Raw genomic sequence first — 23,291 nt, 5'->3', positions numbered from 1 at the left:
CTACCGGCAAACGGAAGGCGGCACGCGCGGGGTGTCCACCACGATGCTTAGGAAGCGAGTTCCAGGACGTTGCGCGCCCGTTGCAGGGCCACTGCCGAGGAGTAGATCAAGGCCGCGTCGGCGGACATTGCCACGCGGAGGTCGAGGGCCTTTGCGAAGGCTTCGGACGCGGCAAGAGCATTGCCGCTGACGAAGTACGCGCGCCCAAGGTACTGATGGACGACGGCCTCTTTTGAGCTGCCCTGCACTTCATGAAGCAACTGCTTGTACAGCTGGATGGCCCGGTCCATGCGGTTGGTGGCACGGTGGACCTCTGCCTCGAAAATTCGGAGACGGAACGACTCGGGATTCTTGTACCGGGCTTCTGCCAACAATTCGGCTGCTTCCTTGGGCTGGTTGTCCAGGAGCAAAGCCATGATGCGGTCCGCGGGGTCCACCGAGGCAGCCAGCGCCGTCTCCAGCGCATCCTCATTGACAACCACCGGCAACAATGTGTCCGGATTCATCCGTACCCCGGGGAATCCGGCAGTAGGCCAATCGCTGATGCCTTCAGCCAAAGTGGCGGTCATGATGCGATCTCCTGGTAGGCGGCGAAGAGCAGCGAGGTGTCCGGAACATCGAGGATGCCGGGCTTGGCGATGCCATCAAGGACAACGAAGCGGAGGAGGTCGCCGCGGGACTTCTTATCCCGGCGCATTCCGTCCAGGAGACCCTGCCAGCGGTCCCTGCGGTAGGTGATCGGCAGGCCAAGACTTTCCAGGATGGTGCGGTGGCGGTCGGCGTCGGCGTCTGAAAGCCGGCCAACGCTGCGCGACAGCTCTGCCGCGAACATCATGCCGACCGACACAGCTGCGCCGTGCCTCCAGGAGTACCGTTCCACAAGCTCGATCGCGTGGCCCAGGGTGTGGCCGTAGTTGAGGATCTCCCGGAGTCCGGATTCCTTCAGGTCCTGCGACACCACGTTGGCTTTGACCGCAATGGCACGCTCAATCAGCTCACGGACCACCTCGGATCCGGGATCAGTGACGGCGTCCGTGTTTTTCTCAAGGAGGTCAAGGATGGCGGGATCGGCAATGAACCCGCACTTGATGACCTCGGCCATGCCGGAAACAAGTTCGTTCTTAGGGAGGGTCTGGAGCGTATCCAGGTCAGCCAGGACGGCGGCAGGCGGGTGGAAGGAGCCCACGAGGTTCTTGCCTTCGGCGGTGTTGATTCCGGTCTTGCCGCCAACGGCTGCATCGACCATGCCCAACAGCGAGGTCGGCATGTGGATGACTTTGACACCCCGCAACCACGTAGCCGCTACGAAACCGGCGAGGTCCGTTACGGCTCCGCCGCCAACAGCCACGATCGCGTCGGAACGGGTGAAGTCGTTTTGTCCCAGCACCTGCCAGCAGAAGGCGGCAACCTGGATGTGCTTTCCTTCTTCGGCGTCGGGGATTTCGGCCGTCAGGGCGGTGAAACCGGCAGCCTCAAGTTCGTCCCGGACAGTGTCGCCGGTCAGCCGGAGGGCACGGGGGTGGATCACCAGGACCCGGCGAACCCGCTCCCCCAGCTTTTCGGGCAGCGTTTCCAACAGCCCGCGGCCCACCACGACGTCGTAGTTCTCCGACGCGGATTCTCCCGAGACCTTGATGACAGTTGCTTCGTTGCTCACTTCTCAGCTTCCTTTTCCAGGGCTGCGTGCTCGCGCAGCCGCTCCTCCAGCCGGAGGGCGATTTCCGCTACGGATCCGGAACGAACATCCATGACGATATCTGCCAGGCGCTCATAGACGGGCTGCCTCGCGGCAAACAACGCTTCCCAACGGGACATTGCATCGCCTTGCAGCAGTGGCCTTGCCGTATTCCTGGCAATCCGGTCCGCAACTGTGGCAGCGTCACATTCCAGGTAAATAACAGTGCATTCTTCGAGCAACTGCTGAGTCCCGGAATCCAGGACGGCGCCACCACCCAAGGATATGACGGTTTGGCGCTGTTTGGCGGCTTCTATGGCCTTTGCCACAGTCCGGGCTTCGATTTCGCGGAAGGCATGCTCTCCCCGACCCGCGAAAATATCGGCAATGCTGCCATGGGCAGCAACCACCACCGCGTCGGTATCCACGTACGGTATGTCCAGCTGCTGCGCCAACTGCTGGCCGATGGCTGACTTCCCTACCGCCATTGGTCCGATGAGGACAAGTGGGCGCGCAAAAGTGCCGCCCGCCATGACGGGAGCCACTAGCGTCCGACCGAGTCCAAGGTTGCCGGGATGCTGTTCAGGTAGCCCTGGAGGTTGCGCGTGGTTTCCGCCACCGAGTCACCACCGAACTTTTCCATGACGGCTTCCGCGAGCACAAGGGCCACCATTGCTTCGGCTACGACGCCTGCAGCAGGCACGGCACAGACGTCAGAACGCTGGTGATGCGCCTTGGCCGGCTCGCCGGTGCTCACGTCGATGGTGCGCAGGGCACGAGGAACAGTCGCAATGGGCTTCATGGCCGCACGGACACGGAGTACCTCGCCGATGCTCATGCCACCTTCGATGCCACCTGCACGGTTCGTCCGCCTGACAATCTTGCCGTCCTCATCCTTGACGATCTCGTCGTGCGCGGCGGAGCCCCGCCGGGCAGCGGTGAGGAAACCATCGCCCACTTCGACGCCCTTGATGGCCTGGATACCCATCAGGGCGGCAGCTAACCGGGAATCGAGGCGGCGGTCCCAATGGACGTAGCTGCCCAACCCCGGCGGAAGTCCGTAGGCCAGTACTTCGACGACACCGCCAAGGGTCTCGCCTTCCTTATGGGCTGCGTCCACCTCGGCCACCATGGCGTCGGACGTCTCACGATCAAAGCAACGCAACGGATCCGCATCCAAAGCAATGACATTGGACGGCGACGGCAACGGACGGCCTTCAGGAACAGACACACTGGCGATGGAAACTGTGTGGCTGACCAGTTCAATTCCCAGTTGCTTCAGGAACTGGGCGGCGACGGTTCCAAGGGCTACGCGCGTGGCCGTTTCCCGGGCACTGGCTCGTTCCAGGACGGGACGGGCCTCATCGAATCCGTACTTCTGCATGCCGGTGAAGTCAGCATGCCCCGGACGGGGACGGGTCAGGGGCGCATTGCGTGCCTGGTCCGCCAGAAGCCCGGCGTCCACGGGGTCGGCCGACATGATCTGTTCCCATTTGGGCCATTCGGTATTGCCGACCTGGATGGCCACCGGACCGCCCTGGGTGATGCCGTGGCGGACACCGCCGACGATCGTTACTTCATCCTGCTCGAACTTCATGCGGGCACCGCGGCCGTAGCCAAGCCGACGGCGGGCCAAGGCATCACGGATCTGCCCGCTGGTGAGCTCAACACCGGCCGGCACGCCTTCAACAATTCCGATCAGAGCCGGACCGTGGGATTCACCGGCTGTCAACCAACGCAACATATAACCAATCCTGCCATGTAAGGCCTCTAGAAGACTCGTCGGGGAAGTCCGACTGAGTCGCACATCACATCTATGACGGCGCTATCCACCGTGCAGCCGCTGAAAAGCCGGATCTGCTCTGCCGCTTGGTACATCAGCATCTCCAGGCCCGGGACCACAACTCCCCCATGCCGGTGCCATTGCTCTGCCAGCCGGCTGGGCCAGGGGTCGTAGGCCACATCCAGCAATACCCCTCCCGAGGTACCGGGCAGGGCGCCGAGTTCATCCGCCAGGGCATCCGCCGCCCGCGGCGGGAAGGTGGAAATCACCAGGTCCGAACCGGCTATGGCGGTTGCCGCCTGGACCAGCGGCCTGACGGACAAGCCGATTCCGACGGCGGCAGCAGCGGCTTCGGCGTCGCCGGCCCGGGAGACATCGCGGACAAAGACGTCAACGTGGTCGGCCCCCAACCCTCGGAGTGCCGCAATCGCGGCTGCAGAGGTTCCACCGCCGCCCAGCACCGCGCCATGGGGGCTCGTCGCGACGCCGGCGTACCTGACCGCCTCCACGATCCCCGCAACGTCCGTGTTGTACCCGACCCGCCGGACCGAACCGCCGTCGTTCTCGAAAGCAACGGTGTTGAGGACGCCCAAGTGGGCTGCCGCTCCCCTGACCTCGTCAACTTCCCTGACCATTGCGGTCTTCAACGGCATGGTGACCGAAAGGCCGCACCATGACTCGTCCGCCCGGACCGATTCCATGAATGCCGGAAGCATGTCCGCCGTCAGGTCTATTGCGGTGTAACCGATGTCCACGCCCAGCTTTGCGTAGGCCGCGGTATGCATCGCCGGGGATTTTGAATGTGAGATCGGGTGCCCGAGGACTGCTGCCCGGCGGCTCACACGCACCGACCCGCGTTGGCCGCACACCATGCGTTGTACTGCTCAACGTAGGTGTTGTGCTCGGCCAGCGTCTTGGAGAACTTGGTCTCCTTGGTGTCCAGGTTGATGGTTACCCAGTAGAGGTAATCGTTGGGCGTGGGTTTGGCGGCCGCGTCGATGGCAGTCTTGCCCGGCGAACCGATCGGCCCGGCGGGCAGGCCCGTATTCGCATAGGTGTTGTACGTGTTGGACTTGTCCGCCTTCTCTTCCTCGGTGAGGTGGAAGGACTTCTTGCCCAGCCCATAAGTCACCGTGGCGTCCGACTGGATGAGGCCGTTCGTTTCCGTGTTATTGGGCTTCAGGCGGTTATAGATGGCGCCGGCGACGTTACCGTAGTCCGCCTGGCCACCCTCGGCCTGGACGATGCTGGCGATCGTCACAACGTCGTACTGCTTGGCGGGATCGGTGATTCCCTGGGCCTTGAGCTCATCCAACGTGGCCGTGACCAGCGTCTGGATGATGTCCTTGCCGGAGGTTCCCAAGGGGAAACGGTATTCACCGGGGGCCAGGAAGCCTTCAAGGTTCTTCGCCTTGGCAGGGAGCCCGAACTGGCTGGGCGCCTGGTTGAAACCGTTCAGCTGCTGAAGGGGAATTCCGGAGCCCTTGGAAATGGCCTCGAGGGACTCGTTGATACGCAGGCCCGCGCTCAAAGCAAAGTAGATGACTTTGGAGGCGTCCTTATTGGACAGGACCGCCACGGCGTCGGAATTCTTCATTTCGGTGCGGAAAGTGAACTCGCCCGGCGACAATTCGCCGCCTTCGCTGAGGAACGCTTTCACGAACGTATCCGGGTCGGCAACCACCTTGTTCGCAGCGAGTTCCGCGGCCACCTGTTTGGGGCCGGCTCCCTCGGGAACGGTGATGGTGACGGAGCCGGTGCCCGGTCCAGGGTAGTCCGTCACCTTGTCCATACCCAGAAGCGGCTTGAGGAACTGCGCACCCACCACAATGGCGGTGACGAAGACAGCCAGCGTGATCAACAGAGCCAGAACCCGACGGCGGCGGCGGGCCTTGCGGGCAGCGGCCTTGGAAACGGGGGTTTCCACCGTGGTGATGAGCTCATGCGCGTGGTCATCATGGGCGTGCGCGTCATGATGGTCGTCGTGGTGCTCTGCGTACCCGTGGTGGTCATCATGGGGATGCCCGTCATGCACGTCGTGCCCGTCATGTCCCGCGAAGGCATGGGCGTCAGCGTCGTGGTGGGCAGCGGCGTCGTGGTGGGCTGCATCGTCGTGGTGGGCAGCATCCGCATGGTGGTCCGCGCCATCGTGGGCTGCGCCATCCTGATGCACAGGACCATCGTGCCCAGTGCGGTCCTGGCCCGGGGCTGCTTCGGGAACCGCCGGAAGGCTCGTAGTGGCCGCACCATGGGCCTGGGACTCGTCGTGCGCCTCGGGCTCGCGCTCCGGGGCTGCTGGAGCGACCTTAGGTGCGGCTGCCGGGGCGGGAGGCACCACTGGCTCGCGCTGGGGCGCCGGCGCCGCCTGGACATCCCGTCGTACAGCTGCGGCATTGGGGACCGCAGGTACAGGACGGGGAAGTTCCGGCTCATCCGCTGCCGGGGCACCGGCCGCTCCTGGAGTCGCTTCCGGAACGGGTACGACGTTTTGGTTCTGCGTGGCGAGGAATCGCTCGCGTGCCCGCAGTTCTTTGCGGGTCAGCGGCATACTGCCGCCACCGGTGCTGGAGGGGTCGTTATTGACCGGGCTCACAGTTGCAGTCCCCTCGTAGAAGAATCAGGTTGGCTGCCTGAGGAGGCCGGCAGTGTTGGGGCACCGCCTGATGCATCGGACTGCGACGGCGCCTGCACGCGGCGGCCAACGTCCGTTCCTCTGGCTTTTTGCATGTCGATCGCGTGCTGCAGTATTCCAGCAGCAGCAACCTGATCAACCACTTTACGGTGGTTCTTGCTGCTCATGCCAGCTTCATGCAGGTTGCGGTGCGCCGTCACGGTGGTCAAGCGCTCGTCGACCAGGTTGACCGGCACCCCCACACCCGCCTGGACCAACGCGTCCGCGAGCAGTTCGGCGTACTCCACAGCCATCTGGGCGGAGCCGCGCTCCTCGCCCTTCATGGTCCGTGGCAGGCCCACGAAAACCTGGACTGCCCCCTGCTCGATGACATGATTCACCAGGACCCGGACGTCCGAGTTCTTCTTGAGGTCACGGCTGAGGGTCTTGAGCGGGGAGGCAAGGATTCCATCGGGATCGCACACGGCGACCCCAACCCTGACGGTGCCGACGTCCACCCCCAGCTTGGTGCCGCGGGGATAGACGCCGGCATCGGTAGTGGAACTCACAATCAGCGCTTGGCTATCGCGTCAAACACGGCTGCAAGGGCATCGGAGACCTTTGCAGCGTCGGTGCCGCCGCCTTGGGCAACGTCGTCCTTGCCGCCGCCGCCGCCGCCGAGGATCCCGGCGGCGAGGCGAACCAGCGCACCGGCTTTGACACCGGCTTCGCGGGCTGCCTCATTAGTGGCAACGAGGATGATGGGACGATCGTTGCTCACGCCGGCCACGGCTACCGTTGAGGCTTCCGAACCCAGGCGGTTGCGAAGGTCGAGGGCCAGGTTGCGGAGGTCATCCGCGCCGCCGACCTGGCCGGCGTCGTGGGCAACCACGCGTACGCCTGCGGCGTCGCGCGCCGAACCCACCAAGTTGGCCGCTGCGGCCGCCAGCTGTTCCTTGCGGAGCCGGTCGAGTTCCTTCTCGGTCGCCTTCAACTTGTTCAGGGTGCCGGCGATACGGTCGGCCAGTTGTCCGGACGGTACCTTCAGCAGCTCGGTGAGCTCGGTGACGAGGGCGCGTTCGGCAGCCAGGTGCCGGAAGGCATCCAAGCCCACGAACGCCTCAACGCGGCGGTTTCCGGAACCGACAGACTGCTCGCCCAAGAGCGAGAGGCTGCCGATCAACGAGGTGTTGGAGACGTGGGTGCCACCGCACAACTCGCGCGACCACGCGCCGTCGATCTCCACAACCCTGACTTCGCTGCCGTAGTTTTCGCCGAACAGCGCCATGGCGCCCAGCGCTTTTGCTTCGGCAAGGCCCATGACCTTGGTGTCAACGCGGAAGTTATTGCGGATTGCGATATTGGAAACTTCTTCAATCTCCGAGCGCGTGGCAGCGCTCAGCCCTTCGCCCCAGGCGAAGTCGAAACGGAGGTAGCCGGCCTTGTTGAACGAGCCGCGCTGGGTTGCTTCCGGCCCCAGGATCTGGTGCAGGGCGGCGTGCACAATGTGCGTTCCAGTGTGTGCCTGCTCAGCGGCGTGGCGGCGTTCACGGTCGACGGCGGCACGAACCACGGCGTCGCCGGCAATTTCACCTTCACGAACAATCGCCTTATGGACGCTCAGTCCCTTGACGGGACGCTGGACATCGAGGACCTCGACGACGAAGCCGTCGCCGGTGATCAGGCCGGTATCCGCTGCCTGCCCGCCGGCCTCGGCGTAGAACGGCGTTTCGTTGAGGACCAGCTCGATCTCGTCGCCGGTGGAGGCATGGGCAACCCGCTGGCCGCCGCTGACGATGCCCCGGACCTTCGACTCACCTTCCAGTTCTTCGTACCCGGTGAAGACGGTTTCACCTTCACCCAGCATTTCCTGGTAAGCGCTGAGGTCGGCGTGGCCGCCCTTCTTGCCTTTGGCATCTGCCTGGGCACGCTGGCGCTGTTCGAGCATGAGGGCGCGGAATCCGGCCTCATCAACCTTCAGGCCCGCTTCCTCGGCCATCTCCAAGGTCAGGTCGATCGGGAAGCCGTACGTGTCATGGAGGGTGAAGGCTTCGGCACCGGACAGCGGAACGCCGGCAGCCTTGGATTCCGCTACGGCATCTTCCAGCCGTGCGGTGCCTGAGGCGATGGTGCGGAGGAATGCCTTTTCTTCGGCGTAGGCGATGCGGCTGATCCGGGCGAAGTCCGTCTCGACCACCGGATAGACGCCCTTCATGGCATCGCGGGAGACCGGGAGCAAGTCCGGGAGGCAGGCGGTCTCCACGCCCAGCAGGCGCATGGCCCGGACCGCGCGGCGGATCAAACGGCGAAGAACGTAGCCACGGCCTTCATTCGAGGGGGCAACTCCGTCGGCAATGAGCATCAGCGCAGAACGGATGTGGTCGGCAACTACACGCATACGGACGTCGTCGGTGTGGTGCGGATCTTCATCGGTTTCGGCGGACGTGTATTCCTTGCCGGAGAGTTCGGCGGCCTTGTCGATCACGGGACGGACCTGATCGGTCTCATACATGTTTTCGACGCCCTGGAGGATCATCGCAAGACGCTCCATGCCCAGGCCGGTGTCAATGTTCTTGTTGGGAAGTTCGCCAACGATGTCGAAGTCCACCTTGGAGCGGACGTTCTCGATCTGGTACTGCATGAACACGAGGTTCCAGATCTCGATGTAACGGTTTTCGTCGGCAATAGGGCCGCCCTCGACACCGTAATCCGGGCCACGGTCGTAATAGATTTCGGAGCAGGGACCTGCAGGACCGGGCTGACCGGTGTGCCAGTAGTTATCCGACTTGCCCATCTTCTGGATGCGCTCGGCGGGGATTGCCGTGTTCTTGAGCCACAGCTCCTTGGCTTCGTCGTCTTCCTCGTAGACGGTCACCCAGAGGCGTTCGGCCGGAAGTCCGTAGCCGCCGTCGTCGACGCTCTTGGTGAGCAGCTCGAAAGCGAACTTGATGGCGTCTTCCTTGAAGTAGTCGCCGAAGGAGAAGTTGCCGCACATCTGGAAGAACGTGCCGTGGCGGGCGGTCTTGCCGACTTCCTCGATGTCGCCGGTGCGGATGCACTTCTGGACACTCGTTGCCCGGCTGTAGGGCGGCTCTTCGCGCGCGGTGAGGTAAGGGATGAACGGCACCATTCCGGCCACAGTGAAGAGAAGTGACGGGTCGCTGGAAACGAGCGACGCGGAGGGAACGGCTGTGTGACCCTTGCTGACAAAAAAGTCCACCCAGCGCTTGGTGATCTCCTGCGACTTCATTGGCTGATTACTTACCCTTCTCAATTCACTGCACATGTTGTGCGCGGTTCCGGCCGGTGCCGTTCCGCAGCTATCCATTCTGCCCTGTTGCGGGCCCGGGTGCGAACCTGCCGCTACCGCCTGCCGGTGTCCGGGGCGTCGATCCCCAGGGCCGACCTCAGGTCCGCCTCGCGTTCATGCATTCCGGCACGGACAGCATCGGCGAAATCGAACAAACCATCGGCCAGGCGTCCGACAGCGCGGTTCAGCCCGTCAGGACCGATGTTCGCCTGCGCTTCGGTGACCTTCCGGAAGGCAATGACACCGATGGCAACGCCGATTCCCATCCAAACAATTCTCTTCACGACGTGTCTCCTTTAAGTATTCAGGCTGCAGTCAAGCGGCACTGCGGATTCAGCGGCTGCGCCGGCCGGAGGACGTTGAGCGCTTGGACGCGAGAGCAGAGCGCACACCATAGCTGAAAGCGGCTACCTTGATCAGCGGAGAACCCACGGTGGCCGCAACCAGCGAGGACAACGCAGAGATGTTCGCGGAGGCGTCCGAGACGTTCGACGCGATGCCATCGACCTTTTTCAGCTGCTGATTGGTGGTGGAAACGGTCGCAGTCACCTCGTCCATGAGGGGCGTCGCGCCGTCGCTGATGGAGCGGATGGAGGTACGGACTTCGTCAAAGACGCCGCCCAACTTCAGGATAGGCACTGCCAGCAACAGAACCAGGAGGGCAAAAACTCCTGCTGCAATCAGGCCGGCGATGTCGCCACCAGACATAGAACTCATCTCCTAGGATCGTTGCACTGCCTCAACCCGCCTTCCCGGCGGCCAAGGCCTCCCCCAGTACATTACAGACAAAGGAAGCTTCGCCTCACCTGCAAAGCACGGGGTTTCAAAGACAAAGAAGCCCGCGGCTTGGCCACGGGCTTCTTTGGATACGCTGCTGAAATTTAGCGTGCGTAGAATTCGACGACGAGCTGCTCTTCGCAGATCACGGGGACCTCAGAGCGCTTCGGGCGGCGAACCAGGCGTGCCTGCAGGGCGTCGATCTTGACGTCCAGGTACGGCGGGGTGGTGGCCAGGACGTGGGCACCGGCAGCTGCTGCCTGGAACGGAGCCATGACCTCGGAGCGGCTGTGGACGTGGATGAGCTGGCCTTCGCCGACGCGGAAGGACGGGCGGTCAACGCGGACGCCGTCAACCAGGATGTGGCGGTGCACAACCAGCTGGCGGGCCTGTGCGATGGTGCGGGCGAAACCTGCACGGAGCACGAGGGCGTCGAGGCGCATTTCCAGCAGCTCAACGAGGTTTTCACCGGTCAGGCCCTTGGTGCGGCGTGCTTCTTCGAAGGCACGGGTCATCTGGGCTTCGCGGATGCCGTACTGGGCGCGCAGGCGCTGCTTTTCGCGCAGACGAACGGCGTAGTCGGAATCCTGCTTCTTGCGGGCACGGCCATGCTCACCGGGGCCGTACGGGCGGCGCTCCATGTACTTGGCGGCCTTGGGGGTCAGAGCGATGCCGAGTGCACGCGAAAGGCGTGCGGTACGGCGAGCACGAGTGTTGTTAGCCACTTGTGTCCTTCCAAATTACTGCGGTGTGTTGGTGTTACTGGCCTCCATCAGGGAGAGCATCGGCCAACCGCTGCCACTTGCTACTGGCCCACGGCACAGCACCATCGAAGAAATCTTCAGGGATTTGTGCGTCGGGTCATGCCAGACAAAGAAATATCCTACCACGCAGCGCCTACCCCGCAGGAACCGGGAGCCGACGCCGGGCCTTGGAGGTTATTGCCCCCGCACTATCCGGCGCAAACGTTCCAGCCTCGCGGCGATATCCCGCTCGGCACCATTGGCCGTGGGCTGGTAGTAATCCTTGCCGATGAGGTCGTCCGGCAGGTACTGCTGCGTTGCCACGCCGTGCGGCTCATCATGGGCGTACTTGTAGCTTTTGCCATGGCCGAGTTGCTTGGCGCCCGGGTAGTGGGCATCCCGCAAATGCATGGGGATGCTTCCACCGTATCCTGCCCGGACATCGGCGATGGCCTTGTTGATGCCCATATACGCCGCATTGGATTTGGGCGCGGTCGCCAGGTGGACCACCGCTTCGGCCAGGATGATCCGGCCCTCCGGCATGCCGATCAACTGAACCGCCTGGGCTGCTGCCACGGCCGTCTGCAGCGCGGTGGGATCCGCCATGCCGATGTCTTCCGCTGCCGAGATCACAATGCGGCGCGCCACGAAGCGCGGGTCCTCCCCCGCTTCGAGCATGCGGGCCAGATAGTGCAGCGAAGCATCGACGTCCGAGCCCCGGATGGACTTAATGAATGCGCTGGCCACGTCATAGTGCTGGTCACCGGCGCGGTCATAACGGACCGCTGCGGCGTCTAGGGCCCGCTCCGTGTGGCGCAGTTCAACCAGCACGGGAGCATCCGGTGCGCCGTCGCCGGCGAGGCCGGGTTCGCCGTCGCCGGCGAGGCCGGGTTCGCCGTCGTCGGTGGCGGGCATCTCAGGCCCGACGGCGTCAGCGTCACCGAACGCTACTCCCGCGGCCGCCTCCAAAGCGGTCAGGGCCCTGCGGGCGTCGCCGCCGGACAGACGGACCAAATGCTCCAGGGCTTCTTCGCTGAGTTCCACGCGGCCTGCAAGTCCGCGGGCGTCCGCGACTGCACGCTGCAGCAAACCTGAAATGTCGTCATCCGTCAGGGGTTTCAGGGTCAGAAGGAGCGACCGGGAGAGCAGCGGCGAGACAACGGAAAATGACGGGTTCTCCGTAGTAGCGGCCACGAGGACTACCCAGCGGTTCTCGACGCCGGGCAACAAAGCATCCTGCTGCGCTTTGTTGAACCGGTGGATTTCGTCAAGGAACAGGACGGTCGTCTTCTTGTAGAGGTCCCTTGCGGTCAAAGCCTCGTCCATCACCCGCCGGACGTCCTTGACGCCGGCAGTGATCGCGGACAGCTCAACGAATTTCCGTCCGGGCCCCCTGGCGATCACGTGCGCCAAGGTGGTCTTACCTGTTCCGGGAGGTCCCCACAAGATGACCGAACTGGGGCCGGCAGGACCTGAGGCCTCGGCTCCGGCCGCCAACTGCCGCAGCGGCGATCCGTGACCCAGCAGATGTTGCTGGCCCACGACGTCGTCCAAGGTCCGCGGCCGCATCCGCACGGCAAGGGGGCTACGCTGCGAAGCCATCCAGCCGGCGTCAGTGAGAGGTCCCGCGGCGGCGGAGTCCTCTGACTCGTCATCACTGGCAGCGCCGGAACCAAAGAGATCTTCCACATGGATAGGCTACTCATAGTTCCAATAAAGGAGACATTTCGCGTGGAGCCCCAAACCCCCGGCCCGCAACGCAGGGATTCCCAAACCACCTTCCGCACCGCCCTGGTACCCGCATCCCGACTCCACGGTTGGGTGGAACGCTTTTCCGCCAGCCACGGCCAGGTGGAGGAGGATTTCGACGACGACGGCCTCCTTCTGCGCGCAGCCGACGGAGCCGGGGCGTTGCTCAAGGCCCCGTGGCCGGTGGACGGCCGCCCGGGCCGCGGCGCCACGGACCTCGATCGGCTGGCGGCTTTGGCCAGCCAGGAACGCGGGCTCGGGATAGTGCTGATCCGGCGGGGCGGTTTCGCCGTCGCCGCAGCATCGGGGTCACGGATCCTCGCGTCAAAAAGCGGTAACCGCTATGTGCAGTCACGCACGTCTGCCGGCGGACAGTCCCAGCAACGCTTTGCGCGTCGCCGGTCCAACCAGGCAGATGCCCTGGTGGAAGCGGCAGCAGCCCACGTCGGCGCGATCTTCGCAGCCCACCGCATCGAATACATCGTCCCGGGGGGTGACAAGACCCTGGTGGACCAGGTCCTGAACCAAGGGCCGGCCAAGCCATTCGCCGCCAGGGCGCGCCTTGCCCTGCTGGACGTGCAGGAACCCAAGACCGCGGCTCTGGCGAAGGCGGCCACCGATGCCTGCTCGATCCGGATCACCGTTACTGATCCCCCGCGTTAGCCCACTCAGCAACCGCCGGGGGCGCGCCGCAAGGGTGCCTGACGGTAAAGATAGCTGCCTTGCCGGAGAAAGCCCGCCGTTTCGTAGAGGCGCCGGGCGCCTGCGTTTGCCGACGTCACCAGGAGCCAAAACCCGTCCAGGCCCAGCCTGGTCCCCTCCTCGAGCAAAGCGGCAAGCACTAGGGAGCCAAAACCTTGCCTGCGCCGGCCCGCCGCCGTGGCCATGCAGTAGATACCGCCCCGGCCGCCAACCAAGGCAAGGCGTCCGACGGCGGCCGGGTTGCCGTCGTCGTCCCTCGCCAAAGCGTAAAGGGACGGGCAACCGGTAAGGATTTCCCGGGCAACGGCGAGTTCCCGTTCCCCGCCCCGGCCATCCACGGCCCACCAGAGCCGAAGCCAATCCTCCGTCGGTTCCGCGGACAACTCCACGCCGGGCTGGGCCGGACTTAGCTGCACCGGACTTTGCCGTACCGGACTTTGCTGCACCGGGGCCCAGGGCTCCGTACCCCGGACCATGATCAGCGTTTCCGATTGCCGCGTAAACCGCTGCGTATCCAGAACGTCGTGAAGGACTTCGCTGCGGGCGTCGTCGAAGGTTTGGAGGATCAGCGGGAGCTTCCGCCGCCGGTACCAGTCGGCGGCGCTGCGGAGCGCCTCCGCGACCTCCCCGGCATGGGTGACTGCACCGCGGGGCCACACGGAGTTGGCCCGCTGGGTCACCCCTTCCGAAGCCCGCAGGACCCATGGCCCTGCTTCGGCATGTTCCACGGCAGGCCACGCCGCATCCATGAGTGCTTCCAGGGACTCCTGGTCGATTGGCTCTCCGGCCTCGAACATGGTGGCGCGCTCTTCCTGGTTACGGTCGTCCTGGTTACTGTCTGCCTTGTGACGGTCCGCCTGGTGAGGGTGGCGGAAACGCCGCAGGCCCCCTGCACGTGACAGGGGGCCTGCGGAGTCGTCCGGGCCTTTGCTTACTCGGACTTGGAAGCGGGCTTGGCTTCAGGCTTGAAGTCCACGCCGGCTTCCTTGCGCTGCTGCGCGGTGATCGGTGCCGGAGCCGCCGTCAAGGGGTCGAAACCGTTGCCGGTCTTGGGGAAAGCGATGACGTCGCGGATCGACTCCACGCCGGCCAGCAAGGCCACAACGCGGTCCCAGCCGAAGGCGATCCCACCGTGCGGAGGTGCTCCGAACTTGAAGCCTTCCAGCAGGAAGCCGAACTTGGTTTCAGCGTCTTCCTTGTCCAGTCCCATGAGCTGGAAGACCCTCTCCTGGACTTCACGCTCGTGGATACGGATGGAACCGCCGCCGATCTCGTTGCCGTTGCACACGATGTCGTAGGCGTAGGACAAGGCCGACTCGGGGTCCTTGTCGAAGGTCTCCATGAACTCCGGCTTCGGCGAGGTAAAGGCGTGGTGGACCGCAGTCCACTGGCCGGCGCCCACGGCTACGTCACCGGAGGCGACGGCGGCCGCGGCCGGCTCGAACATCGGAGCGTCCACAATCCACACGAAAGCCCAATCGTTCGGATCGATCAGGCCGGTGCGGTGACCGATCTCCACGCGCGCGGCACCCAGCAGGGACCGGGAAGCGCCCTTCTCGCCGGCAGCGAAGAAGATGCAGTCGCCGGGCTTGGCACCGACGGCGTCCGCCAGTCCGGCGCGTTCCTGCTCCGTGAGGTTCTTGGCGACGGGACCTGCAAGCTCACCGTCCTCCTTGTACAGGACGTAGGCCAGTCCCTTGGCTCCGCGCTGCTTGGCCCATTCCTGCCAGGCGTCAAGGGCACGGCGGGCCTGGGAAGCACCGCCGGGCATGACCACGGCGCCAACGTAAGGGGCCTTGAACACGCCGAAGTTGGTGTCCTTGAAGAACTCGGTCAGCTCCGTCAGCTCCAGGCCGAATCGAAGGTCCGGCTTGTCGGAGCCGTACTTGGCCATGGCGTCCAGGTAGGTCATGCGGCGGATGGGCGTGGGAACCTCGACGTCGATCAGCTGCCACAGCGACTTAACGATCGCTTCGCCCAAGGCAATGATGTCGTCCTGGTCGACGAAGCTGGCTTCGATGTCCAGCTGCGTGAACTCAGGCTGACGGTCGGCGCGGAAATCTTCATCGCGGTAGCAACGCGCGATCTGGTAGTACTTCTCGAAACCGCCGACCTGGAGGAGCTGCTTGAACAGCTGCGGGGACTGCGGCAGCGCGTACCAGGATCCGGGAGCCAGGCGTGCCGGCACCACGAAGTCGCGCGCACCTTCAGGCGTCGAACGCGTCAAGGTGGGCGTTTCGATTTCAACGTAGCCCTGTTCGTGAAGGATCCCGCGGGCCACGCGGTTGGCCTCGGAACGCAGCCGCAGGTTGCGGGCGGGACCGGGACGGCGGAGGTCCAGGTAACGGTGCTTCAGGCGGGCTTCTTCACCGACCTCCACGTGCTCGTCAATCTGGAACGGCAAGGGATCGGAGGTGTTAAGAATCACCACCTTGTCGGCGATGACTTCGATCTCTCCCGTGGCCAGCGCAGGGTTCTCATTGCCCTCCGGACGTTTGCTGACGGTACCGGTCACCTGCAGGACGTATTCGTTCCGGAGCCCGTGGAACACTTCTTCCTCGCGGACAACCACCTGGGCCACGCCGGACGCGTCACGGAGGTCGACGAATGCAACACCACCGTGATCACGGCGGCGGCCCACCCAGCCGGCCAGGGTAACGGTTTGTCCAATGTGCTCGGAACGAAGTGATCCGAGGTCATGTGTGCGCAGCACAGCATTCCTTTCGCATGAATTTTTGATGGATGTCCGCAAAGACAATCCCGTCCGAGTTTACCCGCCCCCGGCAGCGCTGCTCCCTGAGGGACGTCAAGGGGAAATCAGGCGGTAACCACCCGAACGTACAAATCCTCTTCCGACGGCGTCCAGGTCGCGGGGTCCGCGTCCACCTGCTCGCCTGAACGGATGTCCTTGACCTGGTGCTTGCCGTCGTCGTCGGTGAACCACACAAAGGGAATACTGCGGCGGTCGGCAAACTTGATTTGCTTCCCGAACTTCTCTGCCTTGGCAGCCACCTCAGTGGCGATGCCGCGGCTGCGCAGCTGGGCTGCCACATCCTGGGCAGCAGACCAGCTGTCATCGTGGTTCAGGGCCACGAGGACTGCCGTGGGCACCGACCGCGAGGCCGTGGCCAGCTCCTGGCTCAGGATCCGGGAGACGAGGCGGGTAACACCAATGGAAAGTCCGACGCCGGGGAACTTCCGGTTGCCTTTGCTGGCGAGGGCGTCGTACCGGCCGCCAGAGCAGATGGAGCCCAACTGCTCGTGTCCTACAAGGACCGTCTCCACTACCGTTCCGGTGTAGTAATCCAGTCCGCGGGCAATACTGAGGTCCGCCACGACCTTCCCGGGTGCACGCTGGATAGCCGCTTCGATCACCTGCTCCAGCTCATTGAGCCCCTCATCGAGCAGCTCATCCTTGACGCCCAACGCGCGCACCTGCTCGACGAACGAGGTGTCCTCGGTCCGGATGGTGGCGAGTTGCAGGGCAAGGCCGGCTTGTTCGTCCGTGGCGCCGAGCTCGCTCTTGAGCAGCCCGGCCACTTTCTCGGCCCCGATTTTCTCGAGCTTGTCGATGCTTCGCAGGACACCGGCAGTATCCGTCAACCCGATGCCGCGGTAGAAGCCTTCGGCCAGCTTCCGGTTGTTGATCCGCAGGCGGAAATCCGGGATGGGCAGGGCGCTCAGCGCCTCTGCGATCACCAGTGCGATTTCGACGTCGTAACGGAACGGCAGCTCGCCGTCTCCCACGACGTCGATGTCGGCCTGGGTGAACTCACGGGCACGGCCTTCCTGCGGCCGTTCCCCCCGCCAGACTTTTTGGATCTGGTAACGGCGGAACGGGAACGCCAGGTAGCCGGCGTTCTCCACCACGTAGCGCGCAAAGGGAACGGTCAGGTCAAAGTGCAGCGCCAAGGCGTTCGGATCAGTCTTGCCTGTTTTTGCAGTCTCTTCGTCGTCGTCCTGCAGGCGGCTCAGGCCGTAGACTTCCTTGTCGATCTCTCCCTTGCGCAGCAGCTGCCCCACCGTCTCCACCGCACGGGTCTCAATGGAGGAGAACCCGTGCAGTTCGAAGGTCTTGCGCAGCGTATCGAGCACATGCAACTCCACCAACCGTTCCTGGGGAAGCCACTCGGGGAATCCGGACAGGGAGGCGGTACGTGCCATGGTGGAAGAGTCTCCTCGAAGAAGGCTGACCGCGGGAAGCCCGCGCCACTGCAATTAAGATGCATTCAGCGTTTATTGGGCAGGAGTCCGGACGGTCATGCATAAACTATGTGCGGCAGCCAGTTTATGCTCTCCCCGCGCGCAGTTCTAATGCAGCACGCCCGGGTGCATGACTGCCGTTGACGTGGACACCATCAGGAGGACTCTTGGCAACAAGATCGCGGGACGACCGCGAAGCCCGGCGACGCATCCGGCAAATGGAGGCCAAGCGTGCCCTGCGGCAGCAACAGACCAAACGGCGCAGGCGGGACAACATTGTGGCGGTGGGCGCCGGAGCCTCGGCTTTGGTCCTGGCGGCCGTGCTCCAATTAACGGTCTTCAATTCCAACCCCACCGAGGCAGAATACGCCGCGGCCCAGGCCGGACTCAGTTCGCCGTCCGCGTCACCGCAGGCATCCAACAGCGCCGACGTTCCGGCTGCGGACACTGCTGCGGGCAAGACCTTCACAGGCGAGCTTGCCCTGAACGGCGGCGTACTTGGTGTCCGGATTGACGGAACAACCGCCCCGCAGGCCGCGGCCGTCATCAAATCCCTGAGCGACTCGGGCTACTACGACGGCACCTTCTGCCACCGGCTGACAACCTCCGAAACCTTCGGCCTGCTGCAATGCGGCGCCAAGTCGGAAGACGGAGCGGACGACGCAAACTACAGATGGGGTCCGCTGGAAAACACCCCGTCAAACAACACGTATCCTGCCGGAACCATTGCTGTAGCCCGGACCGGCAACAACGCCTACGGGAACGGGCACCAGTTCTTCATCGTCTACAAGGACACAACCATCCCGGCAGACTCGGCCGGGGGCTACACGGTGGTCGGCCAGGTCACCAGTGGCCTGGATGTCGTGTCCAAGATCGCCGCGGCGGGGCTGAAGGCAGACGCCACCAACAACGACGGCGCCCCTGTGGCACCTGTCACGATAGACTCGTTTTCACTGAAGTAACCAACTCCGGGCCCCGGCCTGGGGTGCATTACCTGAGCAGTCCCTCCAAGCGAAAGACTTTTAGCGGTGACAGACAGTCAGAAATCCGACGAAACAGCAGCAGTAAGCAACCAGGAAGCCGTTGAGGCTGCCGAGCCAAAGGCCGGCGAAACCGCCACCCCGGAGGCGGCACCCGCCGTCGAACCTTCCCCGGCAGCTGAACAGCCTGCTGCGCCCCGTCCGGCCCCGTCCCCCGCGGCTTTCGCTGCCCGCCCCAAGGCGCCCGCCGCCGTCGTGCCCGCCGCTCCTGCGGTTTCCGCGGCGTCCTTGGCTGAAGCGGCCAAATGGGGGCGCGCGGAAGGGGACGGCCACGTCTTTCTGACGCTGGACGGCGAGGAAATTCCCGTAGGCCAGTACCCGGGCGTCAGCCCCGACGAGGCCTTGGGCTACTTCGCCAGGAAGTTCGACGACGTCATTGCCCAGGTAGTCCTGCTGGAACACCGGGTGGCATCAAAGGCCCCGGCCACGGACATGCAGAAAACCGTCACGCACCTGCGTGAGCAGCTGGCCGAACGCAACATGGTTGGTGACATCCGCTCCGCCGAGGCCCGTTTGGACACCCTCTCAGCGCAGATCGTTGAACTCGAACAGTCTGAGAAGGCCGCCCACGAGGCAGTGCGGGCCAACGAGCTCGCTGCACGCGAGGCGATTGTTGCAGAGGCCGAAGCGATTGCGGGGCAGGATCCGGCCCAGATCCAATGGAAGACCTCCAGCGCACGCATGAACGAGTTGTTCGAGTCGTGGAAGACCGCACAAAAGAGCGGCGTCCGGCTCGGCCGTAGCAATGAGGATGCGCTCTGGAAGCGGTTCCGTTCCGCGCGCACGGTCTTCGACCGTCACCGTCGGGCCTACTTCTCCCAGCTGGACAGCAACAACTCCGCCGCCAAGGCCGCGAAGGAGGCCTTGATTGCCGAGGCCGAAGCGCTGTCTTCCTCGACTGACTGGGGCTATGCCGCAGGCGAGTACCGCCGGCTCATGGACCAGTGGAAGGCGACGCCACGGGCAAGCCGTAAGGACGACGACGCTCTCTGGGCCCGTTTCCGCGCTGCGCAGGATGTCTTCTTCAGCAACCGGCAGGCCGCCAACGAGCAAATCGACCAGGAGTACACCGCCAACCTCGCCGTCAAGGAACAGCTGGTGGCCGAGGCCCAGGCCCTCCTTCCCATCAATGACCTCAACCTGGCCAAGAAGGCGCTCCAGTCCATCCGTGACCGATGGGAGGAAGCCGGCAAGGTTCCGCGCGCCGACATGGGCCGCATCGAAGCCGGACTCCGCAAGGTTGAAGATGCCGTGCGTGAAGCCGAAGAGGAAAAGTGGCGCCGCAGCAATCCTGAAACGAAGGCCCGCACCAACAGCGCCCTGACCCAGCTGGAGTCGGCCATCGCCAACCTGAAGGACGATCTGGAGAAGGCAGAAAAAGCCGGAGACCAGCGCCGCATCAAGGAAGCGCGGGAAGCACTTGAAGCCCGTCAGTCCTGGCTGGACCAGATCCAGCGGTCCGCGAGCGACCTCGCGTAGGCAGGCTTACCGCGTGCCTGCAGGCCCCGGTTTGGTTATCCACATAACTGAACCGGGGCCTGTGCGCATTTAAGGGCTGCGGGAAATGATCAGAGCATGCATTCCTTCGATCCCGCCACGCACCTGCAGGAGCCCGCCCTCCAGGAGTTGTACTCCCCCAGCCGGATATTCACGTGGCCGGAGCTTCAAAGCATGGCACTGGACGGGATCCTTCGCCCGCTCTACGGAAAGAGTTACGCAGCACCTGGAGTGGCAACAACCCCGAGGCTGCGCGCACGTGCGGCGGCCCTCACAGTTCCCGCCAGGATGCGCACCAAGGTCGTGGCGGGGCGCCTGACAGCAGCCTGGATCTACGGTTGCGCGGCTCCTCCGGAGCGGCTGTCACTCCTGGTCGACGCAAAGCACCGTGTCTCAAGTCTCCGCGGCGCCCGGGACTGCAGCCTCCACGAAGTCAAGCTGGGTCAAATGGATGTGGTGAGCCTCGGCGGCATGCTTGTCAGCAGTCCCTTGCGGACGGCAGCGGACATCGCACTGCATATCGAGGAAGAACGGGCACTGCCGGCCTTATTCTCACTGCTGGCACGTCCGGACCTGGGCGTACGCCTGCGGCTTCTCACACTGGCCGTCGAGGCCGCACCGCGCGTTCCCCACAAGAAACGGGCCTTGACGACACTCGCCGCGCTGGGTGAACGCTAGGTGCGGCGACGGTTGCCGGTAGTTCTGTACACGTCGAACACACCGTCAATGCGACGAACAGCGCTCAGGACATGGTGGAGATACTTCGGATCTCCCATCTCGAAGGCAAACTTCGAGATGGCTACCCTGTCGCTGGACGTATGCACCGAAGCAGCCAGGATGTTCACGTGGTTTTCCGAAAGTACACGGGTGACGTCGGAGAGGAGCGACTTCCGGTCCAATGCCTCGACCTGGATCTCCACGAGGAACACGCTCGACTGCGTTGGCGCCCACTCGACCTCGACGATCCTGTCCGGCTGGTCCCGGAGCCCGGAAACGTTGGTGCAGTCCGTCCGGTGGACAGAGACTCCCGAACCACGCGTCACGAAGCCAAGGATCGGATCCGGCGGCACCGGAGTGCAACACCGGGCGAGTTTCACCCAGACATCCCCGACTCCACGCACGATCACACCTGAATCGGAGAACTTGGACTTGGCCACCTGGGTGGGGATGCTGACCTCGTCAAGGTCCTCGTCCGGCGTCTCTTGACCGCCCAGGTGCTCGACGAGCTTCTCCATGACCGACTGCGCGGACGTGTGTCCATCGCCCACCCCCGCGTAGAGCCCGGAGATGTCGACGTAATGGAACTCCTCGGCAACAGCAGAGAGGGCATCGTGGGTCATCAAACGCTGCAACGGAAGGTTCTGCTTCCGCATTGCCCGGGTCAGCATGTCCTTGCCGCGGTCAATTGCTTCCTCGCGGCGTTCCTTGGTGAACCATTGGCGGATCTTGTTGCGGGCACGGGCCGATTTGACGAAGTGTTGCCAGTCCTGGCTGGGACCTGCACCTTCGGCCTTGGAAGTAAAGATCTCCACCCAGTCGCCGTGGTTCAGCTCGCTGTTGAGCGGAACCAGCTTGCCGTTGACGCGGGCGCCGATCGTCCGGTGACCAACCTCCGTGTGCACGGCGTAGGCGAAGTCAACCGGGGTAGAGCCTGCGGGCAGAGCCATGACTTCACCCTTCGGAGTGAAGACGAACACCTCACGGGCGTTGATCTCATAACGCAGGGAGTCAAGGAACTCACCAGGATCCGAGGTTTCCTGCTGCCAGTCGACCAGCGACCTCAGCCAACCCATGTCTCCGTCCCGGGGGCTGCCGGGGCCGACAGCGGTACGGTTGGGCTGGTCCTTGTACTTCCAGTGCGCGGCCACACCGTATTCGGCCCTTCGGTGCATCTCGTGCGTACGGATCTGGATCTCCACCGGTTTGCCGCCCGGACCGATCACCGTCGTGTGGAGGGACTGGTACATGTTGAACTTCGGCATGGCGATGTAGTCCTTGAAACGCCCGGGCAAGGGGTTCCACCGCGAATGCAGTGTGCCCAGCGCGGCGTAACAGTCACGGACCGAATCAACCAGGACGCGCACGCCCATGAGGTCGTTGATGTCGTCGAAGTCTTTGTCCCGGACGATCATCTTCTGGTAGATCGAGTAGTAGTGCTTGGGACGGCCGGTAATCGTGGCCTTGATGCGCGCCGTCCGAAGGTCGTCGGCGATCTGGTTCCGGATGACGCTGAGGCTCTTCTCCCGCTCGGGGGTCCGGTCCCCCACCATACGGACGATTTCCTCGTACACCTTGGGATACAGGGCTGCAAAGGAGAGATCCTCGAGTTCCCACTTGATGGTGTTCATACCAAGGCGGTGCGCCAGCGGGGCAAAGATTTCCAGGGTCTCCCGAGCCTTGCGGGAGGAAGATTCCGCAGAGACGAAACGCCACGTCCTGGCGTTATGCAGCCGGTCCGCGAGCTTGATCATGAGGACCCGGATGTCCTTTGCCATGGCCACGACCATTTTGCGGACGGTCTCGGACTGGGCAGCCTCACCGAAGCTGACCTTGTCCAGCTTGGTCACCCCGTCCACGAGCATGGCCACTTCGGGCCCGAAGTCACGGGTCAGGTCTGCCAGCGTGTACGGCGTATCCTCCACGGTGTCGTGGAGCAGCGCCGCAGCCAAGGTGGTGCCGGTCATGCCCAGTTCGGCCAGGATCGTGGCGACGGCGACGGGATGGGTGATGTAGGGGTCGCCGCTCTTGCGCTTCTGCCCCTGGTGGCTTTGCTCGGCCACTGCGAAGGCGCGCTGGATGAGGTCGAAATCCTCTTTGGGATTGTTGGCCCTGACAGTGCGAAGGAGCGGCTCCAGGATGGGCGAATACGGGGCTACCCCCCGTCCGGTAAGCCGGGCAAGCCGCGAACGGGTCCTTTCCCGCCGTCCGGGGAAGGTCGGACGCGCCCCCGGGGCGTCAACCGGCACAGCAGCAGACCGCCCAGCCACGCTTGTTGCTGGAACCGCCACACCGCTGTGACCGTCTTCTCCGCCCGCCGGTGGTGCCGACGTCGCACGCTCTTCCACAGAAGTACCCCTCACGACCGATTTAATTCTTCCAGTCTATTCCCGCCAACGAATGCTTCCCTAACCGCGACGCACATGACGCGAACAGCGGCAAGTCAAAGAGCCGGCCCCTGCATCCTGGCAGGGGCCGGCTCTT

20 protein-coding genes are annotated in these 23,291 nt (G+C 64.0%); 4 read left to right on the top strand and 16 right to left on the bottom strand.

Annotation, left to right across the window (positions count from 1 at the left end):
* Positions 1-47: 47 nt before the first annotated feature.
* The 12 genes from HMI59_RS10470 to HMI59_RS10415 form a co-directional block, all read right to left on the bottom strand.
* Positions 48-569: a lipopolysaccharide assembly protein LapB gene (locus HMI59_RS10470; protein ID WP_021470604.1), complete on the bottom strand. Its 522-nt coding sequence runs from the start codon at positions 567-569 to the stop codon at positions 48-50.
* Positions 566-1,657: a 3-dehydroquinate synthase gene (aroB, locus tag HMI59_RS10465; protein WP_193593583.1), complete on the bottom strand. Its 1,092-nt coding sequence runs from the start codon at positions 1,655-1,657 to the stop codon at positions 566-568. The genes HMI59_RS10470 and aroB overlap by 4 nt, the downstream gene beginning before the upstream one ends.
* Positions 1,654-2,163, bottom strand: coding sequence for a shikimate kinase (locus HMI59_RS10460; RefSeq protein ID WP_225740021.1), 510 nt, complete (start codon positions 2,161-2,163; stop codon positions 1,654-1,656). Before HMI59_RS10460 ends, aroB begins: the two co-directional genes overlap by 4 nt.
* A gap of 56 nt (positions 2,164-2,219) precedes the next feature.
* Positions 2,220-3,419 carry a chorismate synthase gene (gene aroC, locus HMI59_RS10455; RefSeq protein WP_193593582.1) on the bottom strand — a complete coding sequence of 400 codons (1,200 nt, stop codon included), beginning with the start codon at positions 3,417-3,419 and terminating at the stop codon, positions 2,220-2,222.
* Between the two features lie 26 nt (positions 3,420-3,445).
* Positions 3,446-4,300, bottom strand: a complete 855-nt coding sequence (locus tag HMI59_RS10450; protein ID WP_166184548.1) for a shikimate dehydrogenase — start codon at positions 4,298-4,300, stop codon at positions 3,446-3,448.
* A complete protein-coding gene (gene mltG, locus HMI59_RS10445; RefSeq protein ID WP_193593581.1) occupies positions 4,297-6,051 on the bottom strand; it encodes an endolytic transglycosylase MltG in 1,755 nt (584 codons plus the stop codon). Before mltG ends, HMI59_RS10450 begins: the two co-directional genes overlap by 4 nt.
* Positions 6,048-6,638: a Holliday junction resolvase RuvX gene (gene ruvX / locus HMI59_RS10440; protein WP_166184487.1), complete on the bottom strand. Its 591-nt coding sequence runs from the start codon at positions 6,636-6,638 to the stop codon at positions 6,048-6,050. Before ruvX ends, mltG begins: the two co-directional genes overlap by 4 nt.
* A gap of 2 nt (positions 6,639-6,640) precedes the next feature.
* A complete protein-coding gene (gene alaS, locus HMI59_RS10435; RefSeq protein ID WP_166184488.1) occupies positions 6,641-9,319 on the bottom strand; it encodes an alanine--tRNA ligase in 2,679 nt (892 codons plus the stop codon).
* 113 nt (positions 9,320-9,432) lie between these two features.
* On the bottom strand, positions 9,433-9,645 hold the full coding sequence (locus tag HMI59_RS10430) for a hypothetical protein (RefSeq protein WP_166184551.1): 213 nt from the start codon (positions 9,643-9,645) through the stop codon (positions 9,433-9,435).
* A gap of 67 nt (positions 9,646-9,712) precedes the next feature.
* On the bottom strand, positions 9,713-10,087 hold the full coding sequence (locus HMI59_RS10425; protein ID WP_166184491.1) for a DUF948 domain-containing protein: 375 nt from the start codon (positions 10,085-10,087) through the stop codon (positions 9,713-9,715).
* Between the two features lie 173 nt (positions 10,088-10,260).
* Positions 10,261-10,881 (bottom strand): 30S ribosomal protein S4, encoded by a 621-nt coding sequence (gene rpsD, locus HMI59_RS10420; protein WP_021470614.1) that lies wholly within the window; start codon positions 10,879-10,881, stop codon positions 10,261-10,263.
* A 213-nt stretch (positions 10,882-11,094) separates the two neighbouring features.
* Positions 11,095-12,588: a replication-associated recombination protein A gene (locus HMI59_RS10415; protein ID WP_193593580.1), complete on the bottom strand. Its 1,494-nt coding sequence runs from the start codon at positions 12,586-12,588 to the stop codon at positions 11,095-11,097.
* Positions 12,589-12,630: 42 nt separating this feature from the next.
* Between HMI59_RS10415 and HMI59_RS10410 the strand changes: the two genes are divergently transcribed.
* On the top strand, positions 12,631-13,311 hold the full coding sequence (locus HMI59_RS10410) for an acVLRF1 family peptidyl-tRNA hydrolase (RefSeq protein WP_227471608.1): 681 nt from the start codon (positions 12,631-12,633) through the stop codon (positions 13,309-13,311).
* Between the two features lie 5 nt (positions 13,312-13,316).
* On the opposite strand, the gene HMI59_RS10405 is transcribed toward HMI59_RS10410, so the two are convergent.
* From HMI59_RS10405 to hisS, 3 genes are all read right to left on the bottom strand, one after another.
* On the bottom strand, positions 13,317-14,147 hold the full coding sequence (locus tag HMI59_RS10405; RefSeq protein WP_193593579.1) for a GNAT family N-acetyltransferase: 831 nt from the start codon (positions 14,145-14,147) through the stop codon (positions 13,317-13,319).
* A 134-nt stretch (positions 14,148-14,281) separates the two neighbouring features.
* Positions 14,282-16,063, bottom strand: coding sequence for an aspartate--tRNA ligase (gene aspS / locus HMI59_RS10400; RefSeq protein ID WP_166184503.1), 1,782 nt, complete (start codon positions 16,061-16,063; stop codon positions 14,282-14,284).
* 104 nt (positions 16,064-16,167) lie between these two features.
* Positions 16,168-17,514 carry a histidine--tRNA ligase gene (gene hisS / locus HMI59_RS10395; protein WP_166184506.1) on the bottom strand — a complete coding sequence of 449 codons (1,347 nt, stop codon included), beginning with the start codon at positions 17,512-17,514 and terminating at the stop codon, positions 16,168-16,170.
* Between the two features lie 206 nt (positions 17,515-17,720).
* On the opposite strand from hisS, the gene HMI59_RS10390 reads away from it, so the two are divergent.
* The 3 genes from HMI59_RS10390 (at position 17,721) to HMI59_RS10380 (ending at position 20,768) form a co-directional block, all read left to right on the top strand.
* Complete coding sequence (locus tag HMI59_RS10390; RefSeq protein WP_179014204.1) at positions 17,721-18,515, top strand: peptidylprolyl isomerase; 795 nt, start codon at positions 17,721-17,723, stop codon at positions 18,513-18,515.
* A gap of 66 nt (positions 18,516-18,581) precedes the next feature.
* Complete coding sequence (locus tag HMI59_RS10385; RefSeq protein WP_179014207.1) at positions 18,582-20,072, top strand: DUF349 domain-containing protein; 1,491 nt, start codon at positions 18,582-18,584, stop codon at positions 20,070-20,072.
* A gap of 96 nt (positions 20,073-20,168) precedes the next feature.
* Complete coding sequence (locus HMI59_RS10380; RefSeq protein WP_193593578.1) at positions 20,169-20,768, top strand: hypothetical protein; 600 nt, start codon at positions 20,169-20,171, stop codon at positions 20,766-20,768.
* Here the strand turns inward: HMI59_RS10380 and HMI59_RS10375 are convergent.
* Positions 20,765-23,155 carry a bifunctional (p)ppGpp synthetase/guanosine-3',5'-bis(diphosphate) 3'-pyrophosphohydrolase gene (locus HMI59_RS10375; RefSeq protein WP_031215976.1) on the bottom strand — a complete coding sequence of 797 codons (2,391 nt, stop codon included), beginning with the start codon at positions 23,153-23,155 and terminating at the stop codon, positions 20,765-20,767. The genes HMI59_RS10380 and HMI59_RS10375 overlap by 4 nt on opposite strands.
* Positions 23,156-23,291: the final 136 nt, after the last annotated feature.

This window comes from Paenarthrobacter sp. YJN-5 (assembly GCF_015040095.1).
Lineage (GTDB): Bacteria > Actinomycetota > Actinomycetes > Actinomycetales > Micrococcaceae > Arthrobacter > Arthrobacter ureafaciens.
Note: the sequence above shows the minus strand (reverse complement) of the source record. Positions and strands in the feature narration are given on the sequence as shown.

Bases quoted from the DNA above. Each gene is read 5' to 3' on its own strand.
- HMI59_RS10470 (WP_021470604.1), bottom strand. From the start codon at position 569: ATGACCGCCACTTTGGCTGAAGGCATCAGCGATTGGCCTACTGCCGGA.
- HMI59_RS10460 (WP_225740021.1), bottom strand. From the start codon at position 2,163: ATGGCGGTAGGGAAGTCAGCCATCGGCCAGCAGTTGGCGCAGCAGCTG.
- aroC (WP_193593582.1), bottom strand. From the start codon at position 3,419: ATGTTGCGTTGGTTGACAGCCGGTGAATCCCACGGTCCGGCTCTGATC.
- alaS (WP_166184488.1), bottom strand. From the start codon at position 9,319: ATGAAGTCGCAGGAGATCACCAAGCGCTGGGTGGACTTTTTTGTCAGC.
- HMI59_RS10430 (WP_166184551.1), bottom strand. From the start codon at position 9,645: ATGGGAATCGGCGTTGCCATCGGTGTCATTGCCTTCCGGAAGGTCACC.
- HMI59_RS10425 (WP_166184491.1), bottom strand. From the start codon at position 10,087: ATGTCTGGTGGCGACATCGCCGGCCTGATTGCAGCAGGAGTTTTTGCC.
- HMI59_RS10405 (WP_193593579.1), bottom strand. From the start codon at position 14,147: ATGTTCGAGGCCGGAGAGCCAATCGACCAGGAGTCCCTGGAAGCACTC.
- hisS (WP_166184506.1), bottom strand. From the start codon at position 17,514: ATGGCACGTACCGCCTCCCTGTCCGGATTCCCCGAGTGGCTTCCCCAG.
- HMI59_RS10380 (WP_193593578.1), top strand. From the start codon at position 20,169: ATGCATTCCTTCGATCCCGCCACGCACCTGCAGGAGCCCGCCCTCCAG.